At 72.5% G+C, this 24,648-nt stretch carries 23 protein-coding genes, 1 tRNA gene and 1 pseudogene; 12 read left to right on the top strand and 13 right to left on the bottom strand.

The genetic code is table 11. The features are described 5' to 3' along the window. The 3 genes and pseudogenes from ACLBYB_RS25115 to ACLBYB_RS25105 form a co-directional block, all read right to left on the bottom strand. Positions 1-433: pseudogene (locus ACLBYB_RS25115) on the bottom strand (polysaccharide biosynthesis/export family protein); the annotation flags it as partial. Between the two features lie 193 nt (positions 434-626). After that, positions 627-2,117: an LTA synthase family protein gene (locus ACLBYB_RS25110; protein ID WP_447700406.1), complete on the bottom strand. Its 1,491-nt coding sequence runs from the start codon at positions 2,115-2,117 to the stop codon at positions 627-629. 218 nt (positions 2,118-2,335) lie between these two features. Next, a complete protein-coding gene (locus ACLBYB_RS25105) occupies positions 2,336-3,838 on the bottom strand; it encodes a capsular polysaccharide export protein, LipB/KpsS family (RefSeq protein ID WP_447700405.1) in 1,503 nt (500 codons plus the stop codon). A gap of 336 nt (positions 3,839-4,174) precedes the next feature. On the opposite strand from ACLBYB_RS25105, the gene ACLBYB_RS25100 reads away from it, so the two are divergent. The 4 genes from ACLBYB_RS25100 to ACLBYB_RS25085 all read left to right on the top strand — a co-directional run bounded on the left by ACLBYB_RS25100 (position 4,175) and on the right by ACLBYB_RS25085 (position 7,698). Beyond that, entirely contained in the window at positions 4,175-5,482 is a 1,308-nt protein-coding gene (locus tag ACLBYB_RS25100; protein WP_447700404.1) for a capsule biosynthesis protein, read from the top strand. 115 nt (positions 5,483-5,597) lie between these two features. Next, on the top strand, positions 5,598-6,365 hold the full coding sequence (locus tag ACLBYB_RS25095) for an SDR family NAD(P)-dependent oxidoreductase (RefSeq protein WP_447700403.1): 768 nt from the start codon (positions 5,598-5,600) through the stop codon (positions 6,363-6,365). Continuing rightward, a complete protein-coding gene (locus ACLBYB_RS25090) occupies positions 6,365-7,225 on the top strand; it encodes a formyltransferase family protein (RefSeq protein WP_447700402.1) in 861 nt (286 codons plus the stop codon). Before ACLBYB_RS25095 ends, ACLBYB_RS25090 begins: the two co-directional genes overlap by 1 nt. Positions 7,226-7,287: 62 nt before the next feature. Then, the gene (locus ACLBYB_RS25085; RefSeq protein WP_447700401.1) at positions 7,288-7,698 is read left to right on the top strand and encodes a flagellar biosynthesis protein FlgC; all 411 of its coding nucleotides are present in this window, start codon (positions 7,288-7,290) and stop codon (positions 7,696-7,698) included. On the opposite strand, the gene ACLBYB_RS25080 is transcribed toward ACLBYB_RS25085, so the two are convergent. The 3 genes from ACLBYB_RS25080 to ACLBYB_RS25070 form a co-directional block, all read right to left on the bottom strand. Then, positions 7,691-9,079 carry an amino acid permease gene (locus ACLBYB_RS25080; protein WP_447700400.1) on the bottom strand — a complete coding sequence of 463 codons (1,389 nt, stop codon included), beginning with the start codon at positions 9,077-9,079 and terminating at the stop codon, positions 7,691-7,693. The genes ACLBYB_RS25085 and ACLBYB_RS25080 overlap by 8 nt on opposite strands. 115 nt (positions 9,080-9,194) lie before the next feature. After that, entirely contained in the window at positions 9,195-9,881 is a 687-nt protein-coding gene (locus ACLBYB_RS25075) for a hypothetical protein (RefSeq protein WP_447700399.1), read from the bottom strand. Next, positions 9,878-11,887 carry a hypothetical protein gene (locus tag ACLBYB_RS25070; RefSeq protein WP_447700398.1) on the bottom strand — a complete coding sequence of 670 codons (2,010 nt, stop codon included), beginning with the start codon at positions 11,885-11,887 and terminating at the stop codon, positions 9,878-9,880. The genes ACLBYB_RS25075 and ACLBYB_RS25070 overlap by 4 nt, the downstream gene beginning before the upstream one ends. A 291-nt stretch (positions 11,888-12,178) precedes the next feature. Between ACLBYB_RS25070 and rpsO the strand changes: the two genes are divergently transcribed. From rpsO to ACLBYB_RS25055, 3 genes are all read left to right on the top strand, one after another. Beyond that, positions 12,179-12,448 carry a 30S ribosomal protein S15 gene (gene rpsO / locus ACLBYB_RS25065; RefSeq protein ID WP_012317943.1) on the top strand — a complete coding sequence of 90 codons (270 nt, stop codon included), beginning with the start codon at positions 12,179-12,181 and terminating at the stop codon, positions 12,446-12,448. A 221-nt stretch (positions 12,449-12,669) separates the two neighbouring features. After that, positions 12,670-14,889: a polyribonucleotide nucleotidyltransferase gene (gene pnp / locus ACLBYB_RS25060; protein WP_056525668.1), complete on the top strand. Its 2,220-nt coding sequence runs from the start codon at positions 12,670-12,672 to the stop codon at positions 14,887-14,889. A 172-nt stretch (positions 14,890-15,061) separates the two neighbouring features. Beyond that, a complete protein-coding gene (locus tag ACLBYB_RS25055; RefSeq protein ID WP_020093742.1) occupies positions 15,062-15,283 on the top strand; it encodes a YgaP-like transmembrane domain in 222 nt (73 codons plus the stop codon). Between the two features lie 218 nt (positions 15,284-15,501). Here the strand turns inward: ACLBYB_RS25055 and ACLBYB_RS25050 are convergent, their stop codons facing one another. Next, a complete protein-coding gene (locus ACLBYB_RS25050) occupies positions 15,502-15,765 on the bottom strand; it encodes a GlsB/YeaQ/YmgE family stress response membrane protein (RefSeq protein WP_010685302.1) in 264 nt (87 codons plus the stop codon). 182 nt (positions 15,766-15,947) lie between these two features. On the opposite strand from ACLBYB_RS25050, the gene ACLBYB_RS25045 reads away from it, so the two are divergent. Together ACLBYB_RS25045 and ACLBYB_RS25040 are read left to right on the top strand one after the other, a co-directional pair. After that, positions 15,948-16,304: a RidA family protein gene (locus ACLBYB_RS25045; RefSeq protein ID WP_020093741.1), complete on the top strand. Its 357-nt coding sequence runs from the start codon at positions 15,948-15,950 to the stop codon at positions 16,302-16,304. Then, positions 16,301-17,428: a polyamine ABC transporter substrate-binding protein gene (locus ACLBYB_RS25040; RefSeq protein ID WP_020093740.1), complete on the top strand. Its 1,128-nt coding sequence runs from the start codon at positions 16,301-16,303 to the stop codon at positions 17,426-17,428. The genes ACLBYB_RS25045 and ACLBYB_RS25040 overlap by 4 nt, the downstream gene beginning before the upstream one ends. 25 nt (positions 17,429-17,453) lie before the next feature. Here the strand turns inward: ACLBYB_RS25040 and ACLBYB_RS25035 are convergent, their stop codons facing one another. The 4 genes from ACLBYB_RS25035 to ACLBYB_RS25020 all read right to left on the bottom strand — a co-directional run bounded on the left by ACLBYB_RS25035 (position 17,454) and on the right by ACLBYB_RS25020 (position 21,059). Then, a complete protein-coding gene (locus ACLBYB_RS25035) occupies positions 17,454-18,125 on the bottom strand; it encodes an ankyrin repeat domain-containing protein (protein ID WP_447700397.1) in 672 nt (223 codons plus the stop codon). A gap of 205 nt (positions 18,126-18,330) precedes the next feature. Beyond that, the gene (locus ACLBYB_RS25030; protein ID WP_091681242.1) at positions 18,331-18,741 is read right to left on the bottom strand and encodes a DUF3597 domain-containing protein; all 411 of its coding nucleotides are present in this window, start codon (positions 18,739-18,741) and stop codon (positions 18,331-18,333) included. A gap of 121 nt (positions 18,742-18,862) precedes the next feature. Then, positions 18,863-19,186, bottom strand: a complete 324-nt coding sequence (locus tag ACLBYB_RS25025) for a hypothetical protein (protein WP_042671911.1) — start codon at positions 19,184-19,186, stop codon at positions 18,863-18,865. Positions 19,187-19,208: 22 nt separating this feature from the next. After that, positions 19,209-21,059 carry a DEAD/DEAH box helicase gene (locus ACLBYB_RS25020; RefSeq protein ID WP_447700396.1) on the bottom strand — a complete coding sequence of 617 codons (1,851 nt, stop codon included), beginning with the start codon at positions 21,057-21,059 and terminating at the stop codon, positions 19,209-19,211. 289 nt (positions 21,060-21,348) lie between these two features. On the opposite strand from ACLBYB_RS25020, the gene ACLBYB_RS25015 reads away from it, so the two are divergent. Beyond that, positions 21,349-21,432: transfer RNA gene (locus ACLBYB_RS25015), tRNA-Tyr, on the top strand. A gap of 17 nt (positions 21,433-21,449) precedes the next feature. On the opposite strand, the gene ruvC is transcribed toward ACLBYB_RS25015, so the two are convergent. Both ruvC and ACLBYB_RS25005 read right to left on the bottom strand, forming a co-directional pair. Then, positions 21,450-22,073 carry a crossover junction endodeoxyribonuclease RuvC gene (gene ruvC / locus ACLBYB_RS25010; RefSeq protein ID WP_447700395.1) on the bottom strand — a complete coding sequence of 208 codons (624 nt, stop codon included), beginning with the start codon at positions 22,071-22,073 and terminating at the stop codon, positions 21,450-21,452. A gap of 128 nt (positions 22,074-22,201) precedes the next feature. Continuing rightward, on the bottom strand, positions 22,202-22,522 hold the full coding sequence (locus tag ACLBYB_RS25005) for a YnfA family protein (protein WP_012317932.1): 321 nt from the start codon (positions 22,520-22,522) through the stop codon (positions 22,202-22,204). A gap of 104 nt (positions 22,523-22,626) precedes the next feature. Here ACLBYB_RS25005 and ACLBYB_RS25000 point away from each other — a divergent pair, with 104 nt between their 5' ends. Further along, on the top strand, positions 22,627-23,607 hold the full coding sequence (locus tag ACLBYB_RS25000) for a tyrosine recombinase XerC (RefSeq protein ID WP_447700394.1): 981 nt from the start codon (positions 22,627-22,629) through the stop codon (positions 23,605-23,607). A 261-nt stretch (positions 23,608-23,868) separates the two neighbouring features. Continuing rightward, positions 23,869-24,618, top strand: coding sequence for a response regulator (locus ACLBYB_RS24995; protein WP_020093732.1), 750 nt, complete (start codon positions 23,869-23,871; stop codon positions 24,616-24,618). Positions 24,619-24,648 lie beyond the last annotated feature (30 nt).

Genomic DNA, 24,648 nt, shown 5'->3' with positions numbered 1-24,648 from the left:
TGATGCGGCCGGCATAGGGCACCGAGATGGCGCCGTCGCGCCCGACGGGCTGCTCGGGGATGAGGGCGGACTTGGATCCGGCGGAGAAGCGGTCGGCGACGAGGGGTCCGGAGAACAGGCCGCCGGATCCGGCTTCCCAGACGGAGACCGAGACCATGTCGCCGATGCCGATCACCGGCTCGGAGGAGGGGCGATGGTCGCCGAAGGAGGCGAGCAGGCTGTCGAGGGGGCGGCCGCGCAGGGCCTCGACCACGGAGGGGGTGACGTCGATGATCTCGTAGCGGGCAAGGATCCCGCCGTCGGCCGTGGCGACCTCGGCCCCGGCCTGGATCGCGCCCGCCGTCGGACCCGCCGCGGGCATGTACGTGCAGCCGCCGGCAGATCCAGCCGCGAGGGCGGCCATCAGGGCGGTGCACGCCGTCTTACGCAGCATCACAAAGATTTCTCCTCGCCGAGCCCGCGCCATCGCTGGCCCGGGCCGGGATACCCAGTTTGACCGCCAAACGCTGCGATCGCTTTAACGACCGCGCCGGTGCGGCGGCCGCCGTGCGGACGGTCGCGCTATCCGCGGGCAATGCGTCACCAGCGTGGCACGGCCACGCTTATGCCGCGCAAGCTTAACCGTATCATGTCCCCGCGGCGATGTCCGCAGGTGCCGTCGCGAGGGCCCCGCGGAGCGCCCGACCGAGCTCGTCGGCGGCGATGTCGGCGCGGCGCGGGACCGCCTGCGGGCGGCCGAAGCGGAACAGGGCGTACTCGGTCGTTCGCCCGCCGAAGCCCGGCTTGCAGCTCGGCAGCGACGGTGCGTGGTCGCCGAACACGCAGAGCGTGATGGTCTGGCCGCGCTCGCGGGCGACGGCGTCCAGGCCCGCGACGAGATCCTCGACCATCCGCCCGGTATTGGCGACGTGATGGAGGTACTGCGCCTGCGGATCGTTGATGCCCGGCAGCCGCCCGGGCTTCCAGGGGCCGTGGTTCTCCATGGTCACGCAGAACAGGAACAGCGGCGCGCGCCGGGCCCGGACCTCCGCGAGGAGGCGCACGCCGAGGGCGACGTCCCCGACATAGGGCCCGACGCGCGGCGCCTCCGCGAACGCCTCGCCCATCACGAGATCGGCGAAGCCGAAGGCCTCCATCACCCGCGCCCGGCGGAAGAAGTCGCGGTGGAACGGGTGCAGGAACAGGGTCCCGTAGCCCCGACTCCCGGCGAGCCGGGCGAGGCTCGTCGGCTCGTCGCCGCTGCGGGACGTGTAGGGGTCGTAGCGGCCGAAGCCGAGGCTCTCGGACGGACGGCCTGTGAGCACCGCGTGCTCGCTGCGCATCGTGTAGGCGCCGTGCGCCGGAACCCGCAGGCGCCCGTACTGCGCGGCCCGGGTTCGGAACAGGTCCATCGCCGGCAGTTTCGCGCCGCCGAGCCGCTCCGGATCGACGAAGGATTCGAGCTGGATCACCACGACGACATCGTCGCCCGGGCCCTCCGGCAGCGTCGGCGCCGCGGGCACCGGCACGCCGCCCGCCATCGCGCGGGCGGTGTAGCCGAGGAGGCTCGCCGGGAGGCCGACCCGGGTCACGTCGGCCTCCAGGTCGGGCTCGGGGAACCAGCGGGCGATCAGCCGGGCGAGCGGCGGCCGCGGGGCGGCCTTGACCAGCAGCCAGAGCGCGAGCGGCAGGCCGAGCATCGCCAGCACCCGCGGCAGGGTCGCGGCGGGCAGCACGCTCGGCTCGATCCAGTACCACAGCGCGGTGAACGCCGCGGTGAGCAGGACCGGCACGGCGATGCGCGGGTCCCACAGGGGCGGGATGTAGTAGAGCTGCGGATGCCGCGGCACCTGGGGCAGCAGGGCGAAATCGCTGAACAGCAGCGGCTCGCCGATCACCGAGCGCTTCGCGCGGCTGACGACGATCAGGATCGCCACGGTGATCACGCAGGTCAGCCCCGCGAGCCAGGGCCGCCAGGAGAACTCGAACCAGAACAGCAGGATCAGCAGGTAGCCGAGCAGCCGCAGGCCGAGATCCCGGGGCGCGAGGCTCGCTCGGGTGATCGAGTCGCCCGCGAACACCTCCAGGGCGAGGCACACGGCGAGCGCGAGACCGGTGGCGATGAGGAACGTCGTCAAGACACGGGCACTCGGCGTGGGGCGGGCCTGCTCGCCGCCGGCATCCGGTCCGGCAGGAAACAGCGCGCGGGAGCAGGGGCTTGCGAGCCGTTCCTGATCCGGAATGATCGGAAACGGTCCCGGGGCGGGCGGTTGCGGGCGGACTCTAGCAGCGCGCGCTATCGCTTTGGTATCACATCAGGGTCTCGCGGAACCGGATTCGCGCCGCGCGCCCCGCCCTAGCGCGGTCCGCCGCCGGCCTCGCGGCCGACGCCGCGCCGGCTGCGCAGGGCCCGCACGACGGGATTGAGGAGGCCGTAGCGGGCACGCATCACCAGGTGGGCCGTCCGGCCGAGGGAGAGGGCGTTGCGCGGCGCCGCCGCCCGGGCCGCGCTGAGGCGGTCGAGGAGCTGTTCCGGCGTGCACGGCTTCATCGCCACCGGGTCGAGGTAGCGCGCGTAGAGGATCATGGCGCCGGCCACCAGCTCGTCGAGGCTCAGCCGGCGGCCGCGGTCGGCGCCCGGCGCGAGATCCTCCGACAGGCCCCAGCCGGAGTAGAACGGCCGGCCGTGGGTCGCCACGGTGAGGCCGCGGATCAGGGCCTCGAACCCGGCGAGGGACGTCATGGTCTCGACGTGATGCACCCGGTCGAGGAGGTCGACGATGCTGATGCCGCCCACGATCCGGTCGGCCAGGGTCAGGGCCTCCGCCTCCGGGATGAGGCCGGGCCGGAAGCCGGCCTCCACGTCGGGATGCGGCTTGTAGAGCAGGAACGCGTCCGGGTTGCGCCGCCGCGCCGCCTCCAGCAGCGCCCGGTTCGAGCGGACCAGCGGCGAGCCGTGGCGCACCGAGGCGTCGTCCTCCACCTGGCCGGGCACGAGGACGATCCGCCGGCCGGCCGGCCAGTCGAGCGCGGCGGCGTCGAGGCCGACATTGTACTTGCTGAGCCGGCGCGCCACGACCTCCTCGCGCAGGCGCCGCGCCCGGGCGACGAGGTCCGGGGTGAAGTCGGCTTCGGCGAGCAGCCGCTGCAGGCGGCTCTCCCGGCGCGGGTCGTAGTAGATGCCGAGGTCGTCCACCACGATGGAGGCGCCGGGCTGCAGGCTGGCGCCGAGCCCCACGGAGCGCAGGAACCCGTCCTCCACGCGGGCCAGCGGCAGGCCGGCCCGCGCGCAGGCTTCCTCGAGCTGACCGGGCGCCCGCGTCGCCCAGGCGAGGAGGCGGCCGCCGTGGCGCTGTCCCGCGGCGATCGCGGCCTCGGTGGTCATGGTGTGGATCGGCCGTCCGGCGGGGCCCGCGCCCAGGACGTCGAGGGCGGGCCGCTTCCAGCGCGACATCCCGACATAGACCACCCGCCGGTCGTTCTCGGCGAAGCGCGTGGCGAGCCACGCCACCCGCTCGGCGCAGGTCGCGCGGTCGATCGGCGCCCCGGTCCAGGGGTCGAGGTAATGGACGCCGCCCTCCCCGCCGAGAGGCGCCCCGTCGAGGGTGATCCGCAGGGATGCGAAGCCGGACTCCGGCGAGTCGTAGGGGCTCAGGAGCGGCCCGGGCGCGACCACGAGCCGGCGCCGCCCCGTCAGCGCCAGCAGGCGCCCGGCGAGGCTCCCCGCGCCCCAGGTCGCGCCGACGGCGCCGGGGCGCGCCGGACCGAAGGCGAGGCCCGTCGCGGCCTCGATCTCCGCCCGCAGGCGGCGGATCGTGCGGCCGGTCGCGTAGAGCGACGGGATCGGGTCAGCGGGCATGGTCGGTGCGTCCGGCTCCGGTCGGGTGAGGTGCGGAACAGGCCTGTAGCGCATTTTCGCCGGCATGGGATGGTGATGCAACGCGGGGACAACCTGAGCGCGCGTCGCCGTCGCCACGTCCTGGAAAGGATTTGGACATATCGTCGCCGCGATTGCCCGCCTATTCCGGAGGCTAGGCCGCAGACGCGGGACCGTTGCAGACGGGCCACGCCGGCGCGGAAACGCCATGCCGCGGCATGGCTTCGGATTGCGGGCTCGCCGGGCACCGTGCCACCTCAAGAGTCTCTCGCCGGTTCGGTTCATCCGGCCCAGGGTCAAGGACAGAAGCGCCGCGGAATGCAACAGCCCGCCCTCGACGCCCTCCGCGACCGCCCCGCGACCTTCCTCTTCCTGCAGGGCATCGCGACGCCGTTCTTCTCCGATCTCGGACAGGCGCTGCGCGCGCGGGGACACTCCGTCCGGCGCATCAATCTCTGCCCCGGCGACTGGCTGTTCTGGAGCGGCGAGGCCGACAATTACCGCGGTCGCCGCGAGGCCTGGGGCGAGTATCTCGACGCCTATCTCGACCGCGAGGGCGTGACCGACATCGTGCTGTTCGGCGATTGCCGGCCGTTCCACAAGGCGGCCCGCATGATCGCCGAGTATCGCGGCCTGCGGGTGCACGTGTTCGAGGAGGGCTATATCCGCCCGAACTGGATCACCTGCGAGCTGGGCGGCGTGAACGGCTTCTCGTCCCTCCCCCGGACGGCCGCCGAGATCCGCGCCCTGGCGCGGCGCCTGCCGCAGCCCGGCCGGGCGATGCCCTCCACGGGCGACATGGCCCGGCGCAGCGTCTGGGACGTCGGCTACAACCTCGCCAACGTCCTGTTCCCCTACCTCTTCCCCCATTTCCGCAGCCACCGGCCGACCCATATCGCGGCCGAGTATGCCGGCTGGATCAAGAAGTTCGCCCGCCGCGCCCATACCCGCCGCGAGGCGGCGCGCTGCGACGAGATCTACCGCGCGGTCGGCTGCGACTACTTCCTGCTGCCGCTGCAGCTCGACAGCGACTACCAGATCCGGGTCCACTCGCCGTTCCTCGGCGTCGAGGGATTCATGGACCGGGTGATCAAGTCGTTCGCGGACGGCTCGTCGGCGCCGACCCGGCTGCTGGTGAAGCTGCACCCGCTCGACAGCGGCCTGATCAACTGGCGCAAGTTCGCTCGCGCCTCCGCCCGCCGCCACGGCGTCAGCGACCGGCTCGACTTCATCGACGGCGGCGACCTGCCGGCCCTGATCAAGGGCGCGCGCGGGGTGGTCATCGTCAACTCGACGGTAGGGATGCTGTCCCTGGAGATGGGCTGCCCGACCCACGCGGTCGGCACCGCGATCTACAACATGGCCGGCCTGACCCATCAGGGCGACCTCGACAGCTTCTGGAAGAATCCGACGCCGCCGGAGACGGACTTGATGGCGGATTTCCGCCGCGTGGTCCTGCACCGGACCCAGGTCAACGGCGGCTTCTTCTCCAAGGAGGCGATCGACCGCGCGGTGGCCGGCTCGGTACCGCGGATGGAGGCCGCCCTCCCCGACGCGATGCTGGCGGCGGCGCGGGCGGTGAGTGAGGCGGCCGAGCGCGACGGCGAGCTCGCGCCGGTCTACTGACCGGGCTCGCCCGGCTCCCGGGCCGTCGCCATTCGGCGGCCTTTGAAGCGCGTTTAACCGCCGGTGAGCCGTTCCCGGCCTTGATCTTTCCCCGCGCGGCGGCGTAACCCGCCCCATGCCCCGCATTCTGATCACCGGCGCGTCGAGCGGCATCGGCGCCGCGCTGGCGCGCCACTACGCGCAAACCGGCGCGAGCCTCATCCTCGTCGGCCGCAACGCCGAGCGGCTGGAGGCGGTCGCCCGGGACTGCCGCGCCAGCGGCGCCGCCGTCGAGACCGCCCGCCTCGACACCCGCGACCGGGCCGCCACCGTGGCGCTGGTCCACCGGTCGGATGCCGAGGCCCCCCTCGACCTCGTCATCGCCAACGCGGCGGTGAACGGCGGCAACCAGGAAGGGCAGGTGGAGGCCGAGGACGTGGCCTTCGAGACCGCCGACATCAATTACACCGGCACGCTCAACGTGATCCTGCCCGCCCTGACGCTGATGCTCCAGCGCGGGCGCGGCCAGATCGTGCTGCTGTCGTCGCTCGCGGCCTACGCGCCGCTCCAGGACGCGCCGGCCTATAGCGGCGCCAAGGCGGCCCTCGTCGCACACGGCCTCGCCCTGCGCCAGAAGGTCGCGCCCCGGGGCGTGAAGGTCAACGTCGTCACCCCGGGCTACGTGAAGACGCCGATGGGCGGCGAGCTCAAGGGCTGGCGGCCGCTGGAGATCAGCGCCGAGGAGGCGGCCGTGCGGATCGCCAAGGGCATCGCGGCCAACCGCGACGTGATCGCCTTCCCGTACATCCTCACGGCGCTCGCCCGCACCGTGCTGCTCCTGCCCGAGAGCGTCCGCAAGGCCGGCCTCTACGCCTTCCGTTTCCAGCGCCGGAAGCGGCGCTGATGGCGCGTCCCCGGATCGCGCTGTTCGTCCTGGAGGCGCTGCCGAACGCCCGCGCGGTGCGCCGGCTCGTCGCCGATCTCCGGACCGACATCGTGCTGGTCGGGCTCTCGAACGCCGAGCGGCCGTCGAGTGGCGGCCTCACGGGACAGGTCCGCCGGCACCTCGCGCGCTCGGGCGCCGGGATCCTGCCCTACCTCGCGGCCAATTTCGGCCTGCCGGACCTGCTGCGGCCCCTGGCGCCCCTGACCCAGGCGGCGTCCGGAAGCGGCGACGCGCCGGAGGCGACGCCGCTCAGGACCCTGTGCCGCCGCCTCGGCGTCCCGACCCTGACGGTCGACGACGTCAACGGTCCAGAGGTCGCGCGGGCGCTGCGGGACGCGGCGCCGGACCTGATCCTCACCTACCACTTCGACCAGATCCTGAAGCCCGAGATCATCGGCTTGGCGCGGCTCGGCGGCATCAACGGGCATCCCGGCCTGCTGCCGCGCCACCGGGGCCCGGTGCCGACGATCCACGCCCTGGCCGACGGGCCCGGGCAGTTCGGCATGACCCTGCACCGGCTGGCCGCCACGATCGACACCGGCGCGATCCTCGCCCAGGAGGCGCTGGCGCTTCCCGAGGGTACCACCGCGACCCGGGCCTCGGTGGCGCTCCACGCCCACGGGCGCGGGATGCTCGACCGGTTGCTCGAGGACGTCACCCGGAGCGGAACCCTGCCGGAGGGGCGGACCGCGCCGGTTCTGCCGTACTGCCCGTTCCCCGACCGCGCGATGCTGGCCGCGCTGCGCCGCCGCGGCCTTCGCCTGACCGACGGGCAGGATCTTCGGGACGCGCTGAGCCTCTCCGCGCGGGCGCCTTAACCACCGGTTAAGGCTGTTCGGAAAGGATTCGGTCAGATCCTCGCCGTCGACAGGGCCCGCGCATGCCGGATACCAGCGCCCTCAACTCGGCCGCTGGCGCCCTGGCCGCCGGCCGGCAGGTGCAGAGCGGGCGGATCCGCGCGATCTCCGAGAACCTCGCCAACGCCGATTCGGTCCCGACCACCCCGGGCGGTGCCCCCTACGCCCGCAAGATCGCGGTGTTCGCCCCGGTGGCGGCCGACAGCCCCCGCGACCCGGTCGGCCGGATCGTCCGCGACACCACCGGCTTCCGCACCCGCTACGACCCGACCAATCCCGGGGCCGACCCGAACGGCTATGTCCGTCTGCCGAACGTCAACGTCGCGGTCGAATCGGCCGACCTCCAGCGGGTGGTCCGGAACTACGAATTGAGCCTGAGCGCCTCGGCCTCGATCAAGACGCTCGCGCAGGCCACCATCAACCTGATCAGCTGAGCCGGCCGTGCCGCCGGCCGTAGCCGGCGTAGATCGCGAGGCCGATCGCCAGCCAGACCGCGAGGCGGATCCAGGTGTCGGCCGGGAGCGAGGCCATCAGCGTGACGCAGGACAGGATCCCCAGTCCGGCGATGAGGGTCACCGCCGGCACGCGGAACGGGCGCGCCCGGTCCGGAGCGGTCCGGCGCAGGATCAGCACCGTCGCGCAGACGAGGCAGAAGGCCAGGAGCGTGCCGATACTGACGATCTCGCCCAGGACGTCGATGGGCACGAGCCCCGCCACGGCCGCCGTGAACAGGCCGATCACCAGCTGGCTCGCCACGGGCACCCGCGTCACCGGATGGACCCGGCAGAAGATCCCCGGGAGGAGCCCGTCGCGGGCGATGGCGAAGAAGATCCGGCTCTGCCCGTAGAGGGCGGTCAGTGCCGAGGTGGTCAGGCCGATCAGGGCGCCGGCCTTGATGATCGTGGCGAAGCCCGTCAGGCCGATCACGTCGACCGCCTTGGCCACCGGGTCGGCGACGTCCAGGTCGCGATAGGGCACGAGTCCCGTGAGGACGGCCGCCATGGACACGTACAGGATCGTGGTGATCAGCAGCGACCCGATCAGGCCGACCGGCGCGTCGCGCTGCGGCGCCCGGCACTCGCCCGCGGCCGTCGCCACGGTCTCGAAGCCCACGAAGGCGAAGAACACCACCGCGGCGCCGCGGAACACGCCGCTCCAGCCGTAGGCGCCGAACGTTCCGGCATTCTCCGGCACGAACGGGTGCCAGAGTTCGGGCCGCAGATGGGCCACGCCGACGCCCACGAAGGCCAGGATGATCGCGACCTTGCAGGCGACCAGCAGGCCGTTGACCAGGGACGCCTCGGCGGTGGCGCGCATCAGCAGGGCGCTGAGCAGCAGCACGATCCCGGCCGCCGGGAGGTTGACGAGGCCGCCGGCGCCGGGCGCCCCGGCCAGGGCCGGCGGCAGGCGCAGGCCGAACTCCGCCGCGAGGGACTGCGCGTAGCCCGACCAGCCCACCGCCACGGTCGCCGCCGCCACGGCGAACTCGAGGACGAGGTCCCAGCCGATGATCCAGGCGGGAAGCCGCCCGAGGCTCGCGCGGGTGTAGGTGTAGGTCGATCCCGGCTCGGGGATCATGGCGGCCAGCTCGGCGTAGCACAGGCCGACGAGGCCGCAGGCGATGCCGCCGATCACGAAGGAGAGGCTGAGCGCCGGGCCCGCGTACTGCGCCGCCGCCGTCCCGGTGAGCACGAAGATGCCGGCGCCGATCGTGGCGCCGAGGCCGATGGCGACGAGGCCCGGCGCGGTGAGGCTCCGGGCGAGTCCGCGCCCCGCGCCCGCCCGTTCACCCGTGGTCACCGCGGACTCCGCCATCGCGTCCGTTCTCCCTCGCCCGGATCGTCATCCGGCACTTTTCATGCCCGGACGGCGGCCTCCGCGGAACCGCCCGGACCGGCGCCGCACCGTCCTCATCCCGAGTCGATACAGCCTACCGCCGCACCGCGCCCGCGGGATCGGGTTCAGGGGCGCCGCCGCGCGCTTCCGGGTCGCCCCCGCCGGGCGGGGACGGTGCGGCGGCGATCATCCGGGTGTCGGTCCGGAACGCCCGGGCGACGAGGCCGCAGAAGCGGATGAAGGCGCTGCCCTGCGGGGTGATGACGTAGCCGTCACCCGCTCGCGCGACGTTGCCGGAGGCCTGCTGCTCGGCCAAGCGCCGCTCCATCTGCCGGAACTCGCCGAGATAGACCCGCTCGAACACCGCCCGCGCCCGCTCAGGCGTGAAGCGCTCCCCGGGATGGGCGGCCATCTGCCCGAGCAGGAACACGCTGATCGACCGGTCGACCGTCACCGGCAGGATCACGAAGGCGCTGAGGTTCAGGGACAGCGACAGGACGCAGGCGCCGAGGGCGTCCCGTCGGCGCAATCCCCAGGCCCGGCCGAGCCCGGCCAGGGCCGCCGTGACCGCCAGGGTCAGCAGGAAGGCCACCGCGAGCAGGATCAGTCCGCGGTAGAACAGGATCGTCACGCCGGACCACAGATCCGTCTGGAACAGCAGCACGAAGCAGGCGAAGCCGACGACGACGGCGCCGGCCTGCAGCAGCGCCTGGGCGCAGAGCCAGCGCAGGGCCTGCCCGGCGCGCGGGCGGGTGGGTGCCGTGGGACTGGGTTCAGTCACGGAGATCCTCCACGGAGATCCTGGACCCGCAGGATCCGGACGAGCGGATCGGCGTAGACCGCGGGGCTGCGCCAGACCCAGGAATCCGGGCTGCTCCAGGGGGCGTCCTGCGCGGTGACGACCAGGGCGCCGATCCCGGCCGCTTCGGCGCGCCGCCGCACCTCGGCGCCGTCCAGGCGGTCGCGGAAGACCGGCGCGACGTCGGCGAGCCGCGACGTCACGGCGTCCGGCGGGGCGCCGAACAGGCGCGCCTCCGCGTCGGCCACGCCCGTCGGCTGGAGGCCGTAGAGCCCGAAATCGAACACCCGGTGCGGCACCGGCGATTGCTGCAGCACCAGGTCCCGGGGCAGGTGCGTGCCCGCCCAGGCGTAGGCCGCGCGCAGCGCCCGGTCGATATCGGGACGGCCGGCGAGGCGGGCGAAGGCGGGCCGGTCCGAGGCGGGATAGGCGCGCATCCCGACGAAGCCGTAGAGGGTCGTCGCGTAGCCGAGGATCAGCAGTGCGGCGAGGAGGCCGGGGAGCCGGAGCCGCCGCGCCTCGCTCAGGCGGGTCAGGGCCACCACGGTCCAGACCAGGGCCGCGACCTGCGCGAGCAGGACCACGCGCGCACCGAGGTCGTTGTTGAGGATCGCCGAGCGCAGGAAACCGCCGAGGAACAGGCTCGCCGCGGCGCAGAGCGTGAGCAGGCGCCCGGCCTCGCGCCCGTGCGCCTCCCGACGCGGCACAAGGCGCCAGAACAGCAGCGCACCGGCGGCGCAGACCCCCAGGGCCGTGTAGTAGTTCAGGGGCAGAAGGATCAGGCGGAGCGCGCTCAGGGCCGGCTCGTCGACGAGGCCGTCGAGCGGCCCGAATCGTCGGATCGAGAACCGGACCGGCGCGCCGCCGTCCGTCCGGTTGGCCAGGACGCTCAGCAGGTAGGGGGCGGCCAGTGCGGAGCTGAGCAGGCCGGCAACCGCCAGCCGGGCCGCGGCGCGCCAGCGGCGCTCTAGGCCGAGCAGCACCAGCCAGGCACCGGCCGCTCCCGCCGTGCCGAGGCAGACCCAGACGGACAGGCCCGCGCAGGCCGCGAAGGCGAGTGCCGCGACGCCGATCGCCGCCGTCTCCGCGCGCCTGTCCGGCCGTGTCCGGTCCGCGACCTCCGCCAGGGCCAGGAGTCCGAGCCACCCGGCCAGGGCGCCGGCGACGTGGTGCGGCACCCAGACCAGCGAGGCCGGCCAGTTGAGGACCTGCTCGTTCAGCCATTCCGGGACCGGCAGCCAGGTCCCGGACGTCGCTCGGTCGGCGAGGACCAGCAGGATGTCGAGGCTTCCGGCCGGCAGCAGCATCAGCACCGCGCGGCGCACGAGCCGGGGCACGGCGTCCGCGACGAGTCCGGTCGCCGCGAGCAGACGGTCGATCAGGCCGAGGAGCGCGAGGCCGGTCCAGAAGGCCATGCCCGCGAAGGCGGTCCGCCCGTCGACCAGCCGTCCGCCCGCCCAGTCGACCAGGGCGGTGAGCGTGTAGAAGCCGTAATAGTAGCCCGCCCGCTCGGGCCGGGCGAAGAACGGGTCCACCGGCGGTAATCCGTGCTCGACGATCGCGCGGGTCAGGGCGGCGTGCTTGACGAGGTCGATGATCGTCACGGGCCGGTAGAGGGCGGTGCCGGTATCGACGTCGATCAGTGCGTAGGCCACGACGCCGAGCCAGAGCAGCGCGAGGGCGAGCGCCGCCCGGTCGAGGGACTCGCGCAGGCTCCGCAAGACTGGCCGCAGTGCGGCGAGCCCGAGGGCGCCGGTCGCGAGGGCCGCGACCGGGACGCCGCCCGCCTGGATCAGCAGGCTGTCGAGGGCCGGCAGCAGCCCGATCCCGAGGAGCGCCCCGCACAGGAGGCGGTCGCCGGGCGCGAGCGAGCGGAACCCGAGGATGCCGGTCAGGCCGCCCAGGGCATAGCCCGGCAGGAGAACGAGGGGGATACCGAGCAGCGTCGCGACGGCGACGCCGCACGCATCCGAGAAGGTGCCGTTCATCGCCGGGCCGCGTCGCGTGAGCGGTTCCGGGTAGCACGGCGGCGTTAACCGTTCTTTGGACCAGCCCTGACAGCCGCGACGCGCCACCGCTGCGGCCCGCCCGGCTCGGGACTGGCATAACCGTCGGTTTCGTGTATGGATCGCGCGGCCTCGACCCGGGTTGCCGGGCGGGGCTTGAGCCGCTTGGCGCTGTGACCGTGCTGGACGACATCCCGGCACCGGCCGAACGCCGAGCCCGCGCGCGCCCGTTTGGGGCGCCGCATCCGACCAGCACAACCCGAAAGGCACGCGATGTCGATCACGGCAGAGCGCAAGACCGCGCTCATCAAGGAACACCGCAAGGACGCCAAGGACACCGGGTCCCCCGAGGTCCAGGTGGCGATCCTCACCGAGCGGATCACCAACCTCACCGGCCACTTCAAGACCCACGGCAAGGACAACCATTCCCGCCGCGGCCTCCTGAAGCTGGTCTCGCAGCGCCGCTCGCTGCTCGACTACGTCAAGCGCAAGGACGAGGCCCGCTACCGCGCCCTCATCGAGCGTCTCGGCATCCGCCGCTAAGGCACGTCTCGCGCGGTTCCGGGCCCGGCCCGGGGCCGCGTTTCACCATCGCGGGCTGCCGGAATGGGTCCGGCCTCCCGACAAACGGGCCGCTTCGAGGCGCCAGCGTCGGGGCAGGATCGCGAGACACTTCGCCGAGCGTTATCGGGCGCAGTGTCTCGCCGTCTTGCCCCCGGGCGGCGCCGGGCTTGGGCCCGCCGCAGGCAAGGAAGAGATTGAGAATGTTCGACGTTCAACGCGAAGAGCTGATGTGGGGCGACCGCAAGCTCGTCCTGGAGACCGGCAAGGTCGCGCGCCAGGCCGACGGCGCCGTCATCGCCACCTACGGTGAGACCTCGGTGCTCGCGACCGTGGTCGCCGCCAAGGAGCCGAAGCCCGGCATCGACTTCATGCCGCTCACCGTGAACTACCAGGAGCGCGCCTACGCCGCCGGCCGCATCCCGGGCGGCTACTTCAAGCGCGAGGGCCGTCCCTCCGAGAAGGAGACCTTGGTCTCCCGCCTCATCGACCGCCCGATCCGCCCGCTCTTCATCGACGGCTGGCGCAACGACACGCAGGTCGTCGTCACCGTCCTGACCCACGATCTCGAGAACGATCCCGACATCGTCGCGATGGTCGCGGCCTCCGCGGCCCTGACCATCTCGGGCGTGCCGTTCATGGGCCCGATCGGCGGCGCCCGCGTCGGCTACATCAACGGCGGCTACCGGCTGAACCCGCTGGTCACCGAGACCAAGGAAGAGTCGAGCCTCGACCTCGTCGTCGCCGGCACGCAGGACGCGGTGCTGATGGTCGAGTCGGAGGCCAAGGAGCTCTCCGAGGAGGTGATGCTCGGCGCCGTGATGTTCGGCCACAAGCACTTCCAGCCGGTGATCGAGGCGATCATCCGCCTCGCCGAGAAGGCCGCCAAGGAGCCGCGCGACTTCAAGGCCCCCGAGAACGCCGACGTCGAGAAGGCCGTCCTGGAGGTCTGCGAGGCGGAGCTCCGCGCCGCCTACACCAAGACCGTCAAGCAGGAGCGCTACGCCGCCGTCGACGCCGTGAAGGCGAAGGTGATGGCCGCCCTCTGCCCCGAGGGCGCTGAGAAGTTCCCGGCCGAGAAGGTCAAGGCCGCCTTCAAGGAGGCCCAGTCGAAGGTGGTCCGCTGGAACATCCTCGACAGCGGCGCCCGCATCGACGGCCGCGACGTGAAGACGGTCCGCTCGATCCTCTCCGAGGTCGGCGTGCTGCCCCGCGCCCACGGCTCGGCCCTGTTCACCCGCGGCGAGACCCAGGCCCTCGTGGTCGCCACCCTCGGCACCGGCGAGGATGAGCAGTTCATCGACGCGCTGGAAGGCACCTACAAGGAGCGCTTCCTGCTCCACTACAACTTCCCTCCCTACAGCGTCGGCGAGACCGGTCGGATGGGCTCGCCGGGCCGCCGCGAGATCGGCCACGGCAAGCTCGCCTGGCGGGCGATCCGCCCGGTCCTGCCGCCGGCCCACGAGTTCCCGTACACGATCCGCGTCGTGTCGGAGATCACCGAGTCCAACGGCTCGTCCTCGATGGCCTCGGTCTGCGGCGGCTCGCTGTCGCTGATGGATGCCGGCGTGCCGCTGCGCCGTCCGGTGGCGGGGATCGCCATGGGCCTCATCCTCGAGGGTGAGCGCTTCGCGGTCCTGTCCGACATCCTCGGCGACGAGGATCACCTCGGCGACATGGACTTTAAGGTGGCCGGCACGGACGAGGGCGTGACCTCGCTCCAGATGGACATCAAGATCGCCGGCATCACCGAGGAGATCATGAAGATCGCCCTCGCCCAGGCGAAGGACGGCCGCGCCCACATCCTGGCCGAGATGGCCAAGGCCCTGACGGCGGCCCGTCCGGAGCTCGGCGAGTACGCCCCGCGCATCGAGACGATGCAGATCCCGACGGACAAGATCCGCGACGTGATCGGCACCGGCGGCAAGGTGATCCGCGAGATCGTCGAGAAGACCGGCGCCAAGATCAACATCGAGGATACCGGCGTCGTGAAGATCGCCTCGGCCGACGGCAAGGCGATCAAGGCGGCCTACAACTGGATCCGCTCGATCGTGGCGGAGCCGGAGGTCGGCGTGATCTACGACGGCACGATCGTGAAGTGCATGGAGTTCGGCGCCTTCGTGAACTTCTTCGGCGCCAAGGACGGCCTGGTCCACATCTCGGAGCTCGCCGCGAACCGGGTCGCCAAGGTGACGGACGTCGTCAAGGAAGGCGACAAGGTCAAGGTGAAGTTCCTCGGTCAGGACGACCGCGGCAAGATCCGCCTGTCCATGAAGGTCGTCGACCAGCAGACCGGCGAGGACATCACCGAGAAGGTGAAGGCTCAGCGCGACGCCGACCGGGCCGAGCGCGGCGACGAGCCGCGCGAGCCCCGCGAAGGCGGCCGCCATCGTGGCGAGCGCCGCCGCGAGGCCGGCGAGTAAGCACGCGGGACGCCCGCGCCGGCCTCGGTCGGCGGGGATGTCTCAGACGGGCGCGGTCCTCCGGGGCCGCGCCCTTTTTGTTGCCCCGTCGAGGTCGGGTCACACCGGTCGTCGGCCGGGAACGGGGCGCCGGATGCCGCGTTCCCCCGCGACTTCCCAATCGGAGACCCTCATGGCCAACGACATGATGCACGACATCTTCAGCGGGCAGCCGAACCTGTCGACGACGGAGCGCGCCGTCTCGGTGGCGCTAGGCCTCGGCATCGCCGCCGCCGCCGCGCAGCCCCGTCCCAACAAGCTCCTGAGCCTGCTGGCGCTCGTGGTCGGCGTCGGGCTGGCGGTCCGGGGCGCGACCGGCCACTGCGCCGTGAAGGCCGCGTCCGAGCATCTCTGAGCCTCAGCCCTCGGAGGGCTTCGGCGCCTCCGTCTTTGCGAGCGCAGCGAAGCATTCCAGGCAGCGCGACGTTCGACGTCGTCGCGCTGCCCTGGGTCATGTCGCTGCGCTCGTTATGACGGAGAGCGCTGTGTTGAGACCCGCCACCGGAATGCGTCGGTCAAAAAAAGGGGCGCCCCGCGGGGCGCCCCTCGTCGTATCCGGACCTGCCGGACGGGTCAGTAGGTGGTGGTGCGGCGGCCGGCGATCATGCCGTAGATGAACAGCACCACCACGGCGCCCACGATGGCGCCGATGAAGCCCGCGCCCTGGTTGGGCCCGTACCAGCCGATGGCCTGTCCCAGGAAGGTCGCCACGAAGGCGCCGACGATGCCGAGGATCGTGGTTAGGATGAAGCCGGCGGGCTCGTTCGGGCCCGGCATGATGAACTTGGCGATGACGCCGGCGAGAAACCCGATGATGATGGTCCAGAGAATGCCCATGACTGACCCCAAGGCGTGATTGTCGATGGCGGCAGAACGCTTCGAGGCCCGCGACGGTTGCCCGCACCCCGGCCGCCGATGACGATTTTCCTCGGGTTCCCGCGGCGCGTGCGCGCGCGGCCCTTTACGGCCGGGCCGGTGCGGCGGCAGATACGCCGGTTCTCGAGGATGTGGAGACGGGTATGGACATTCAGCGGATCGAGCCAGGCAAGCGGATGTCGCAGGCCGTCACCTTCGGCGACATGGTCTACCTCGCCGGGCAGGTCGCGTCCGACACGGTCGGCACCGGGGTCACGATCCAGACCCAGCAGATCCTGTCGGAGATCGACCGGCTGCTCGCCGCGGCCGGCAGCGACAAGGCGCGGATCCTCTCGGCCACCATCTACCTCGCCGACATCGCGACGTTCGCGGAGATGAACGCCGCCTGGGACGCCTGGGTGTCTCCGGAGAACGCGCCGGCCCGCGCCACCGTCGAGGCCAAGCTCGCCGCGCCGGAGTACCTGGTCGAGATCGTGATCGTGGCCGCGAGGAGCCGGTGATCGGCCCGCGCCGGACCGTCCTGGCGGCGGCCGCGGCCGTCCTCGCGGGAGGGCTCCTGGCGGTCCTGCCCCTCGTGCGGCCGGCACCGGCCGCCGAGGAGCGGGTCGTCAACATCTACAACTGGTCGGACTATATCGACCCGCAGGTGCTCGAGGCCTTCACCCGCGAGACCGGGATCAAGGTCGTCTACGACACCTACGACAACAACGAGATCTTGGAGACCAAGCTGCTCGCCGGCCGGTCGGGCTACGACATCGTCGTGCCGTCGGGACCGTACCTGCAGCGGCTGATCCGGGCCGGCGCGTTCCTGCCCCTCGACAAGTCGAAGCTGAAGAACCTCGGCAACCTCTGGCCCGAGGTGACCAGCCGGCTGGCGGCCTACGATCCCGGCAACACCTACGCCGTCGACTACATGTGGGGCACGACCGGCATCGGCTACAACGTCGCCGCGGTGCGCGAGCGCCTGGGCGCCGGCGCGGCCGTGAATTCGTGGTCCGTCGTCCTCAATCCCGCTTCGGCCAACAAGCTGAAGGAGTGCGGGATCATGGTGCTCGACAGCCCCGAGGACCTGATCCCCAGCATGCTCCCGGCCTTCGGCGCGAAGGCGGATTCCAAGCGCTGGGACGACATGACCCTGGTGACCGACGCCCTCTACAAGGTGCGCGGCGCCGTGCGGAAGTTCCACTCGTCGGAATACATCCAGGCGCTGGCCAACGGCGATATCTGCCTGGCCGTCGGCTATTCGGGCGACATCATGCAGGCCAAGCGCCGGGCCGAGGAGGCCAAGAACGGGATCGACATCGCCTACGTCGTGCCCAAGGAAGGCGCCCTGATGTGGTTCGACACCTTCGCGATCCCGAAGGATGCCGCCCATCCGGCCGAGGCGCTGGCCTTCATCGACTACATGATGCGGCCCGAGGTGGCGGCGGCCAACACCAACTTCGTCTCCTACGCCAGCGGCAACCTCGCGGCGAAGAAGTTCGTGAAGCCCGAGATCCTGAGCAATCCCGGCATCTACCCGGACGAGGCGACGATGCAGCGCCTGTCCATCAACACCGCCTGGGACGACCGCACCCAGCGCTTCGTCACCCGCCTCTGGACCCGGGTCCGCACCGGGCGCTGACGCGGATCGGCGTCGGAGAGGGCCGTCAGCCTTCCGGATCCGCCGGCACGCCGCTGCGGGCGAGCCACGCGCGGACCGCAGCGCGGGTCTCGCGCCCGGAATCGTTCAGCAGGCGCTCGGGGGTGGTGAAGAAGTACGGCTGGAAGGTCTTTCGCTGCGCGTTGCGCAGGGTCGGGTCGATCCCGGCCTCGAGCAGCCTCAGCACCCAGGGATTGGCCGCGCCGACCTGTGCCGCCACGTGGAGCAGCGAGTTGCCGGTGGCGTCGACCCGGTTCGGGTCCGCACCGGCCCGCAGCAGCAGCGCGATCTGCGCCTCGCGCCGGTTCTGTACGGCGCGGAACAGCGGCGTCCACTGACCGCGCGGGCTCACCGGGTCGACCGGCGCGCCGTGGCGCAGCAGGATCTCCAGGTAGGTCGGATCCTCGACCATCGCCGCCATGTGCAGCGCGGTCTCCTGATCGAGCCCCGGCACAGACGGGTCCGCCCCCGCGTCGAGCAGGGCCGACAGCGCGCGCGGCCGCGCGTTCCAGATCGCCCATTCGAGCAGGGTGAGGTTCCGGCCGCCGCGGACGGAGAGATCCAGGCCGGGCGCCAGCGCGGCGATGCGCGCGACGTCACCGCGGGCGACCGCCGCGGCGATCGCGGCGAGCGGGGACGCCTCGAAGGCGCCGCTGTGGTCCCCGGTCGGGGTCTCCATGACCGTTCGCTCCTCGGCGTCGCCTGATTCGGCGCTGCGTGACGCGGGTCATGTGACCGATAAACACGGAGGCGCCGCAAGGCCCCCTCCGCAAGTGTCGCCGCCGATGCGCACCGCCGGCGCACGACGTGGTCAAGAAACGATCTCGCCGCGGCGCCGGTCGAGACCGTCCGCGGCGAGCCTCGTCGATCCCGGAATCGATGACCTAGTGCTTCAGATCGTCCGGAACCTTGCCGCCGTTCTCGGCGAGCTTCTGCATGACCTGCTTGTGCAGCCAGATGTTCATGCTGGCCGAATCGTCCTTGTCGCCGGTGTAGTGGAGCTCGTCGGCGAGCTGCTTGCGCGCGGCGAGGCCGGAATCGAGGCCCAGCAGCTTCATCAGGTCGACGATCGAGTGCCGCCAGTCGAGCGTCTGCGGGTTCTTCTCGGCGAGGCCGGTGAGCACCGCCGCGACGTCCACGGGCTCGCTGCCGCCGGCCGAGCCGGGGGCCGACGTGGAGGGCGTGCTCGTGCCGGCCTGGCCGCCGGAGCCGGCGTTGGGCGCGGGCGCGGCGTCCGCGGTGCCGCCACCGAACGGATGGAGGATCTTGCTGACGATGCTGCCGAGGAGGCTCATGGATCCGCTCCGATAATCGAGGCCCGATCTCCGCGTCGGGCGGCCATTCAACTGGCTGTGAGCCTTGGCGTTCCGCGATTCGGCAGGCTCGGGACGGTCGGCGCGGCGCGGCCCGGAGCGATCACGACCTCGGCCAGAGGGCGAGGACGAGCGCGGCCCGCTCCTCCGCGAGCGTGCCGTCCGGGACCGGGCGGCCCGCGCGGGCGTACCAGTAGCGCGCGTTGCCGTCGTCGCCCTCGACCCGGTGGAGATGGGCGTGGACCCAGGCCGCGTCGGACCCGCCGGCGTCCTGGACGAGGCGGTGCGCCCGCTCCCAGGCGGCGGAGGCCGGGCCGGACGCGTCCCGGGCGAGCCACCAGAGCGCGGCGAGCGGGGCGTCCCAGACGCTCGGCGGCTCGGACGCGGCGAGTGTCGCGGCGAAGGCGGCGGGGAGGCTCTCGGTCACGGCTGTCTCCTTCCCGGGCGTTTCAGCGGCCGGCGGCGCGCTCCGGCTGCCAGCGCCCGCGGCGCTGCCGGGCCGACCACGCGTAGCGGGCATCGCCGTCGAGGCGGTCGAGATGGTCGGAGAGGCGGTTGCGCTCGAGCCACGACAGGGCCGCCTCCAGCTCCGGGAGGGTCATGGTCGCGCGGCCCTTGCCGAGCACGCGCTTGAGAACGGCGTTGTAGCGGTGGGCGAGATTGCCGCCGCGGGGCACGCGCAGCGAGGTCTCGTCCTCGACCGCCTGGGCGGCCACCGCGGCGGCGAGCCGCTGGCGCAGGGTCCGCTCGGTGACGGAGGGCGGTTCGGGCGCGGGCGCCGCGGCGACCGGTTCGGGGAGGCGCGGGCGCAGCAGGGCGTAGCGCATCCCGATCGCGTTGCTCTCCAGGGGCGTGATCCCGCCCGGCTCGTCGTCGCGCCAGCGGGTCCGCTCCGGCACGACGGCGCTGGCCGGCCGCTCGCGGGGCGGCCGGACGCTGCTGCCCTGCTCAGTCTCGAGTTCCAGTCGGAACCGGGCGAAGAGCGGGTCGTCCGGGTGGAAGATCACTGCCTGCTGCCCGTCGTAGGGGCCGGCATGGGGATCGACCCGGGTGGCCCGGGCGAGCATCTGCTCGAGCCAGGGCCGGGAGCGGATATGGGTCAGGGCCGCGACCACCGCGACCTCCGGGGCGTCGAGCCCCTCGTACGCCATCGCCACCGTCACCAGCACGGCCGGTTCCGGCGTGAGCCGGAACGCTGCCAGAGCCGCGTGGGCGTCGCCCTGGCCGGAGGTCGCGAGACGGACATCGCGCGCGCCCTGCCCGGCCGGCATCCAGTCGCGCAGGGTCGCGAGATAGGCCCGCGCGCTCGCCTGATCGGGCGCCACCACGAGGAGCTTGCCGAGCCCCCGGGCCGGTTCGCCGGGCGGGAGATCGCGCTCCGCCCGGCGCCGGGCGCGCAGGCGCTTCGTGGCGAAGAACGCCTCGCTCAGAAGGTCGCGGGCGAAGCCGGTCCGCAGGGCAGTGAACAGCGCCGGCCGGGTGGTGATCCGGACCGCGCCCGCGCCGAGTCGGTGCGGCCCGACGCGCGGGCTGTCGCCGGCGATCCGGCCGCCCTCCAGCCAGCTCGCCTCGCCGTCGAGGGCGCCGAACGTCACCGGCAGCACCGCCCGCTCGGCCAGCGCCTGCGCCCGCGAGTAGCCGATGACCGCGAGGCCGGTCGCGTCGAGATCGAGTTCCGGTCCGCGGCCGGGCGCGGCGGGCTGGTAGGGCAGTCCGAGAATCCGCCGCCCGTCCGCCCGCTCCAGCGTCCCGGACAGGTACAGGCGCACGGTCGCCGCCTCCATGACGGGCAGCATCGCGCGGGACCACGCCCCCGCCTCGGCATCCTCCGCGGAGGCTTCGTCGGCGCCCGGGCGACCGGGGACCGGCAGGTGATGAACCTCGTCGACCACCAGCAGGGTGCGGTGCGCCCGCGCCTCCGCGAGGTGGAGCGCCGGGGCGGCGGCGACCGCCTGATAGGTGGTGACGTAGCCGGCCAGACCGCGCGCCGGATCGCGCTCGTTGTCGGCGGCCCGGACGCTGAGGGCGTGCCCGAAGGCCGCGCGCCACAGCGGGTCGGCGAAGGCTTCCTCGGCCTGCAGCCGCAGGGAATCCCGCGGCACCACCCAGACCACGCGCTCGACGAGCCCCGCCTCGATCAGCCGGTGCGCGGCGATGACCGGCAGCAGCGACTTGCCCCCGCCCGGCGTGACCGCCGCCAGGATCTTCCGGACATGGGCCGCCTCCCCGCTCGCCATGGCCGCGACCAGGGCCATCAGCGTGCGCTGGTGCGACCGCAGGGACGGGGCGGGACGGGTCAAGGGCCGGCGAAGCAGGGCGACATCGGCACACCGTGGCCGATCCGGATTCCTTTGTGAATCCCCGGAGTCGCGGAACGTTCGCGTTTTCGTCCCAATGGCGGAGCCGCGGGCACCGCGAGGCCGGAAGTGGGTCGACTCGGCAAGCGCGGCCGCCCGGATCGCGGCGACGCCGAGCGAAACCGTCCCGCTCTCCACGATTGCCGCGTCCGGCGAGGCGGATCGGTCCACCATAAGCGTTGACACCCGGCCCACCCCTCACCATAAGGGCGCCGCGGGCGATGCCCGCCTTGGGGGAATGTCCCGAGCGGCAAAGGGGGCGGACTGTAAATCCGCTGCGTAAGCTTCGTAGGTTCGAGTCCTACTTCCCCCACCAAGTTCTTCCCGATCCCGTCAGCCTTGTTTCGCCAGCGCGGCCTCGATGCGCGCGGCCGCGGCGGCCGAGAAGCCCTTCCCCTCGAGCCCTTGTCCCGCGGCCGCCTGACCGGTGAGCGAGCGGCGCTTGCCCCCCGGAAGGTGCGCCTGCCGCAGGGCGTGGGCGTCCCGGTGACTGGCATGGGTGATCGCGATGGCCAGCGCGTCGGCGGCGTCCGCGACGCGGAATTCGGCCTTCGGCAGGAGGAAGCGGACCATCGCCTGGATCTGCACCTTCTCGGCGTGGCCGGAGCCCGCGACGGTCTTCTTGATGAGGTTGGGGGCGTACTCGAACACCGGCAGTCCGGTGAGGGCCGGCACGAGCAGCGCCATCGCCCGCGCGTGGCCCAGCTTGAGCGTCGCCTGGGCGTCCTTGTTGACGAAGGTCTCCTCCACGGCGACCTCGTCGGGCCGCACGGCCTCGACGACGCGGCCGATCCCCTCGAACAGCTCCCGCAGGCGCAGTGCCAGCGGAAGCTCCCCGTCCGAGGTCACGACCCCGCAATCGCCGTAGGTGAGCTTCGTACCCTGCGCGGTGATCAGGCCCCAGCCGGTGCGGCGGAGTCCGGGATCGATGCCGAGAATGCGGACGGGGCTGGTCATGGGGCTCCACGGCTCGGTGAACGGCCCGAGGCTGCCGTACGTATCGTGAACGCTTGGTTTCACCAAGGTTCCGGCCGCGGAGGTTGCCACCTGTGGCCGTCCCGGCACGGTGCGCTGCCGCGCCGCTGTCACCCCCGGCGGCCGAGGAGGATCAGCGCCGTTCCGGCGAGGCAGACCGCGCTGCCCGCGAGGTCCCAGCGGTCGGGCCGCTGGCCCTCCGCGAGCCACAGCCACAGGACCGAGGCCGCCACGTAGACGCCGCCGTAGGCCGCGAAGGTGCGCCCCGCCGCCGGGCTGTCCACGAGGGTCAGCAGGGCCGCGAAGGCCGCCAGCGAGGCGAGACCCGGAAGCGTCCACCAGGCCGACCGTCCGAGCCGCATCCAGGCCCAGAACGCGAAGCAGCCGGCGATCTCGGCGAGGGCGGCGGCCGCGTAGGCGAGGAGGCTCATCGGGTCAGCTTGGCACGGCGCGCCGCGCGGCACGAGCCCGGCCCTGGGGGCGGACGGCGACCGGCATTAAGCTCCCGGCAACGCGGATCCGGTCGAGTGTCGCCATGAGCACGCACGCGAGCACGCACGAGACCCAGGGCGACCGGCTGCTGTTTCCGGGTGACGCCCGCCTTCGCGACGCCGTCCTGGCCTGGATCGAGGCGCTGGCGCGGGAGCGGCGGATGTCGTCCAACACCGTCGAGGCCTACGGGCGCGACCTTCGCCAGTTCCTCCACCACCTCGCGTCCCGTCAGGGGACACCGACGATCCCGATGCTGATCGGGCTCAAGGTGCGGGACATCCGCGGCTTCATGGCCGCGCGCCGGGGCGACGAGGTCTCGGGGCGCTCGCTGATGCGCATGCTGGCAGGCCTGCGCTCCTTCGCCCGCTTCCTCGAGCGCGAGGGCTTCGGCACCGTCTCGGCCCTGGGCGGCGTGCGCTCGCCCAAGGTTCCGCGGCGGCTTCCCCGTCCCCTGCCCGTCTCCGCCGCGGTGGCGCTGACCGATACCGCGATCCGCGCCGGCGAGGAGCGGGAGCCCTGGGTCCTCGCCCGGGACGCCGCCGTGCTGGCGCTGCTCTACGGCGCGGGGCTGCGCATCTCCGAGGCCCTGGGCCTGACCCGCCGTGACGCACCCCTGCCCGGGGTCGATCAGGTCACCGTGCTCGGCAAGGGCGGCAAGCAGCGCATGGTGCCGATCCTGCCCGTCGTGGCGCAGGCCGTGGCGGACTACGTCGCCGCCTGTCCCCTGCCGCTGCCGCCGGAGGGACCGCTGTTTCTCGGTGCCCGGGGCGGCCCGCTCTCGCCGCGCATCATCCAGTACACGGTCGCGCGCGCCCGCGGCGCTCTGGGCCTGCCCGAGAGCGCCACACCGCACGCCCTGCGGCATTCCTTCGCAACCCATCTCCTGGCGCGCCAGGGCGAACTCCGGGCGATCCAGGAACTCCTGGGCCACGCCTCGCTCTCCACGACGCAGCTCTACACGCAGGTCGACGCCGCCCGCCTCATGAGTGCCTACGCAGCGGCCCATCCGCGGGCTGGCCATTGAGCAAGATTGCTAAAAACTTCGACTTCGAGAGCCTTCATCATCGTCTATAGGCGCGTCTTCCGGTTCGCCCAGTGCAGAATCCCGCTCTTTAAGAGCTTCGTCACGATCTTCAGCCAATATGGGCAACGAACGGGATGGGGTTGGGCGGGCGTCATGGATCTTCAGGATGGGAGGGCGCCGGCACGTGTCGTAATCGCGGATTGCGATCCGGGCCGCCGCGCCTCCCTGAGAGAGATCGTCCTGCGATTCGATCCCAGCGCGGTGATCGATGAGGCGACCTCGGGTCAGGCGCTCTGCGACATCCTCCTCCGCCACCGTCCCACCCTGGCCTTCGTGGGAATGCAGCTCGACGATCTCAGCGGCCCCGAAGCCGTCGCCGTCGCGCGCCGGGCGGGTGCGGAGCCCCCGTGCCTGGTACTGGTGGCGACCCGCGTGCTGCCGCACTGGCAGGAGATCGCCACGAGCCTCGGCGCCTACGAAGTCCTGAAGACGCCCCTCGACCCGAGCCATATCGAGCCGCTGCTCCACGCGGATGCCCGCCGTCGCGCACCGACCCGGGCCCTGCTCGCCTGCTCGACTCCGGCCGGGCGGTCGGCCATCAGCCGCGTCGTGGCGCGCAGCGGGTTCGCGATCGAGCTCGACGAGACGGATGACGGCCGCCACGCCCTCAAGCAGCTGAAGCTCGCCGCCTACGACTTCGCCTTCATCGACGTGAAGCTCGGCGGCATCGACGGGCTCGAACTGGCCTGCCAGATCCAGCCCCTCGGCCTCCCGACCCGGATCACCCTGCTGACCACGTCCGAGCTGGAGCCCGTCGCTCAGGCCGGCCGCTACTTCGGCGTCGACGCCGTGCTGCGGATGCCGTTCTACGCCCGCGACATCGACCTCGCCCTGCACAACGCGCTGGGCCTGCGTCGGCCGTATCTGCTGAACGCCCTGACGGCCCCGCCCGCGCCGAGCGCGCTGCTGCGGATCGCCGACCTGCCGAATTCCAGGCGCAAGATCGCCTGACCCCGCGCCGGGTCGTCGCTCTGCGGGCCA

The organism is Methylobacterium sp. D54C (genome assembly GCF_053345595.1).
This window is presented reverse-complemented; position numbering and strand designations above follow the sequence as displayed.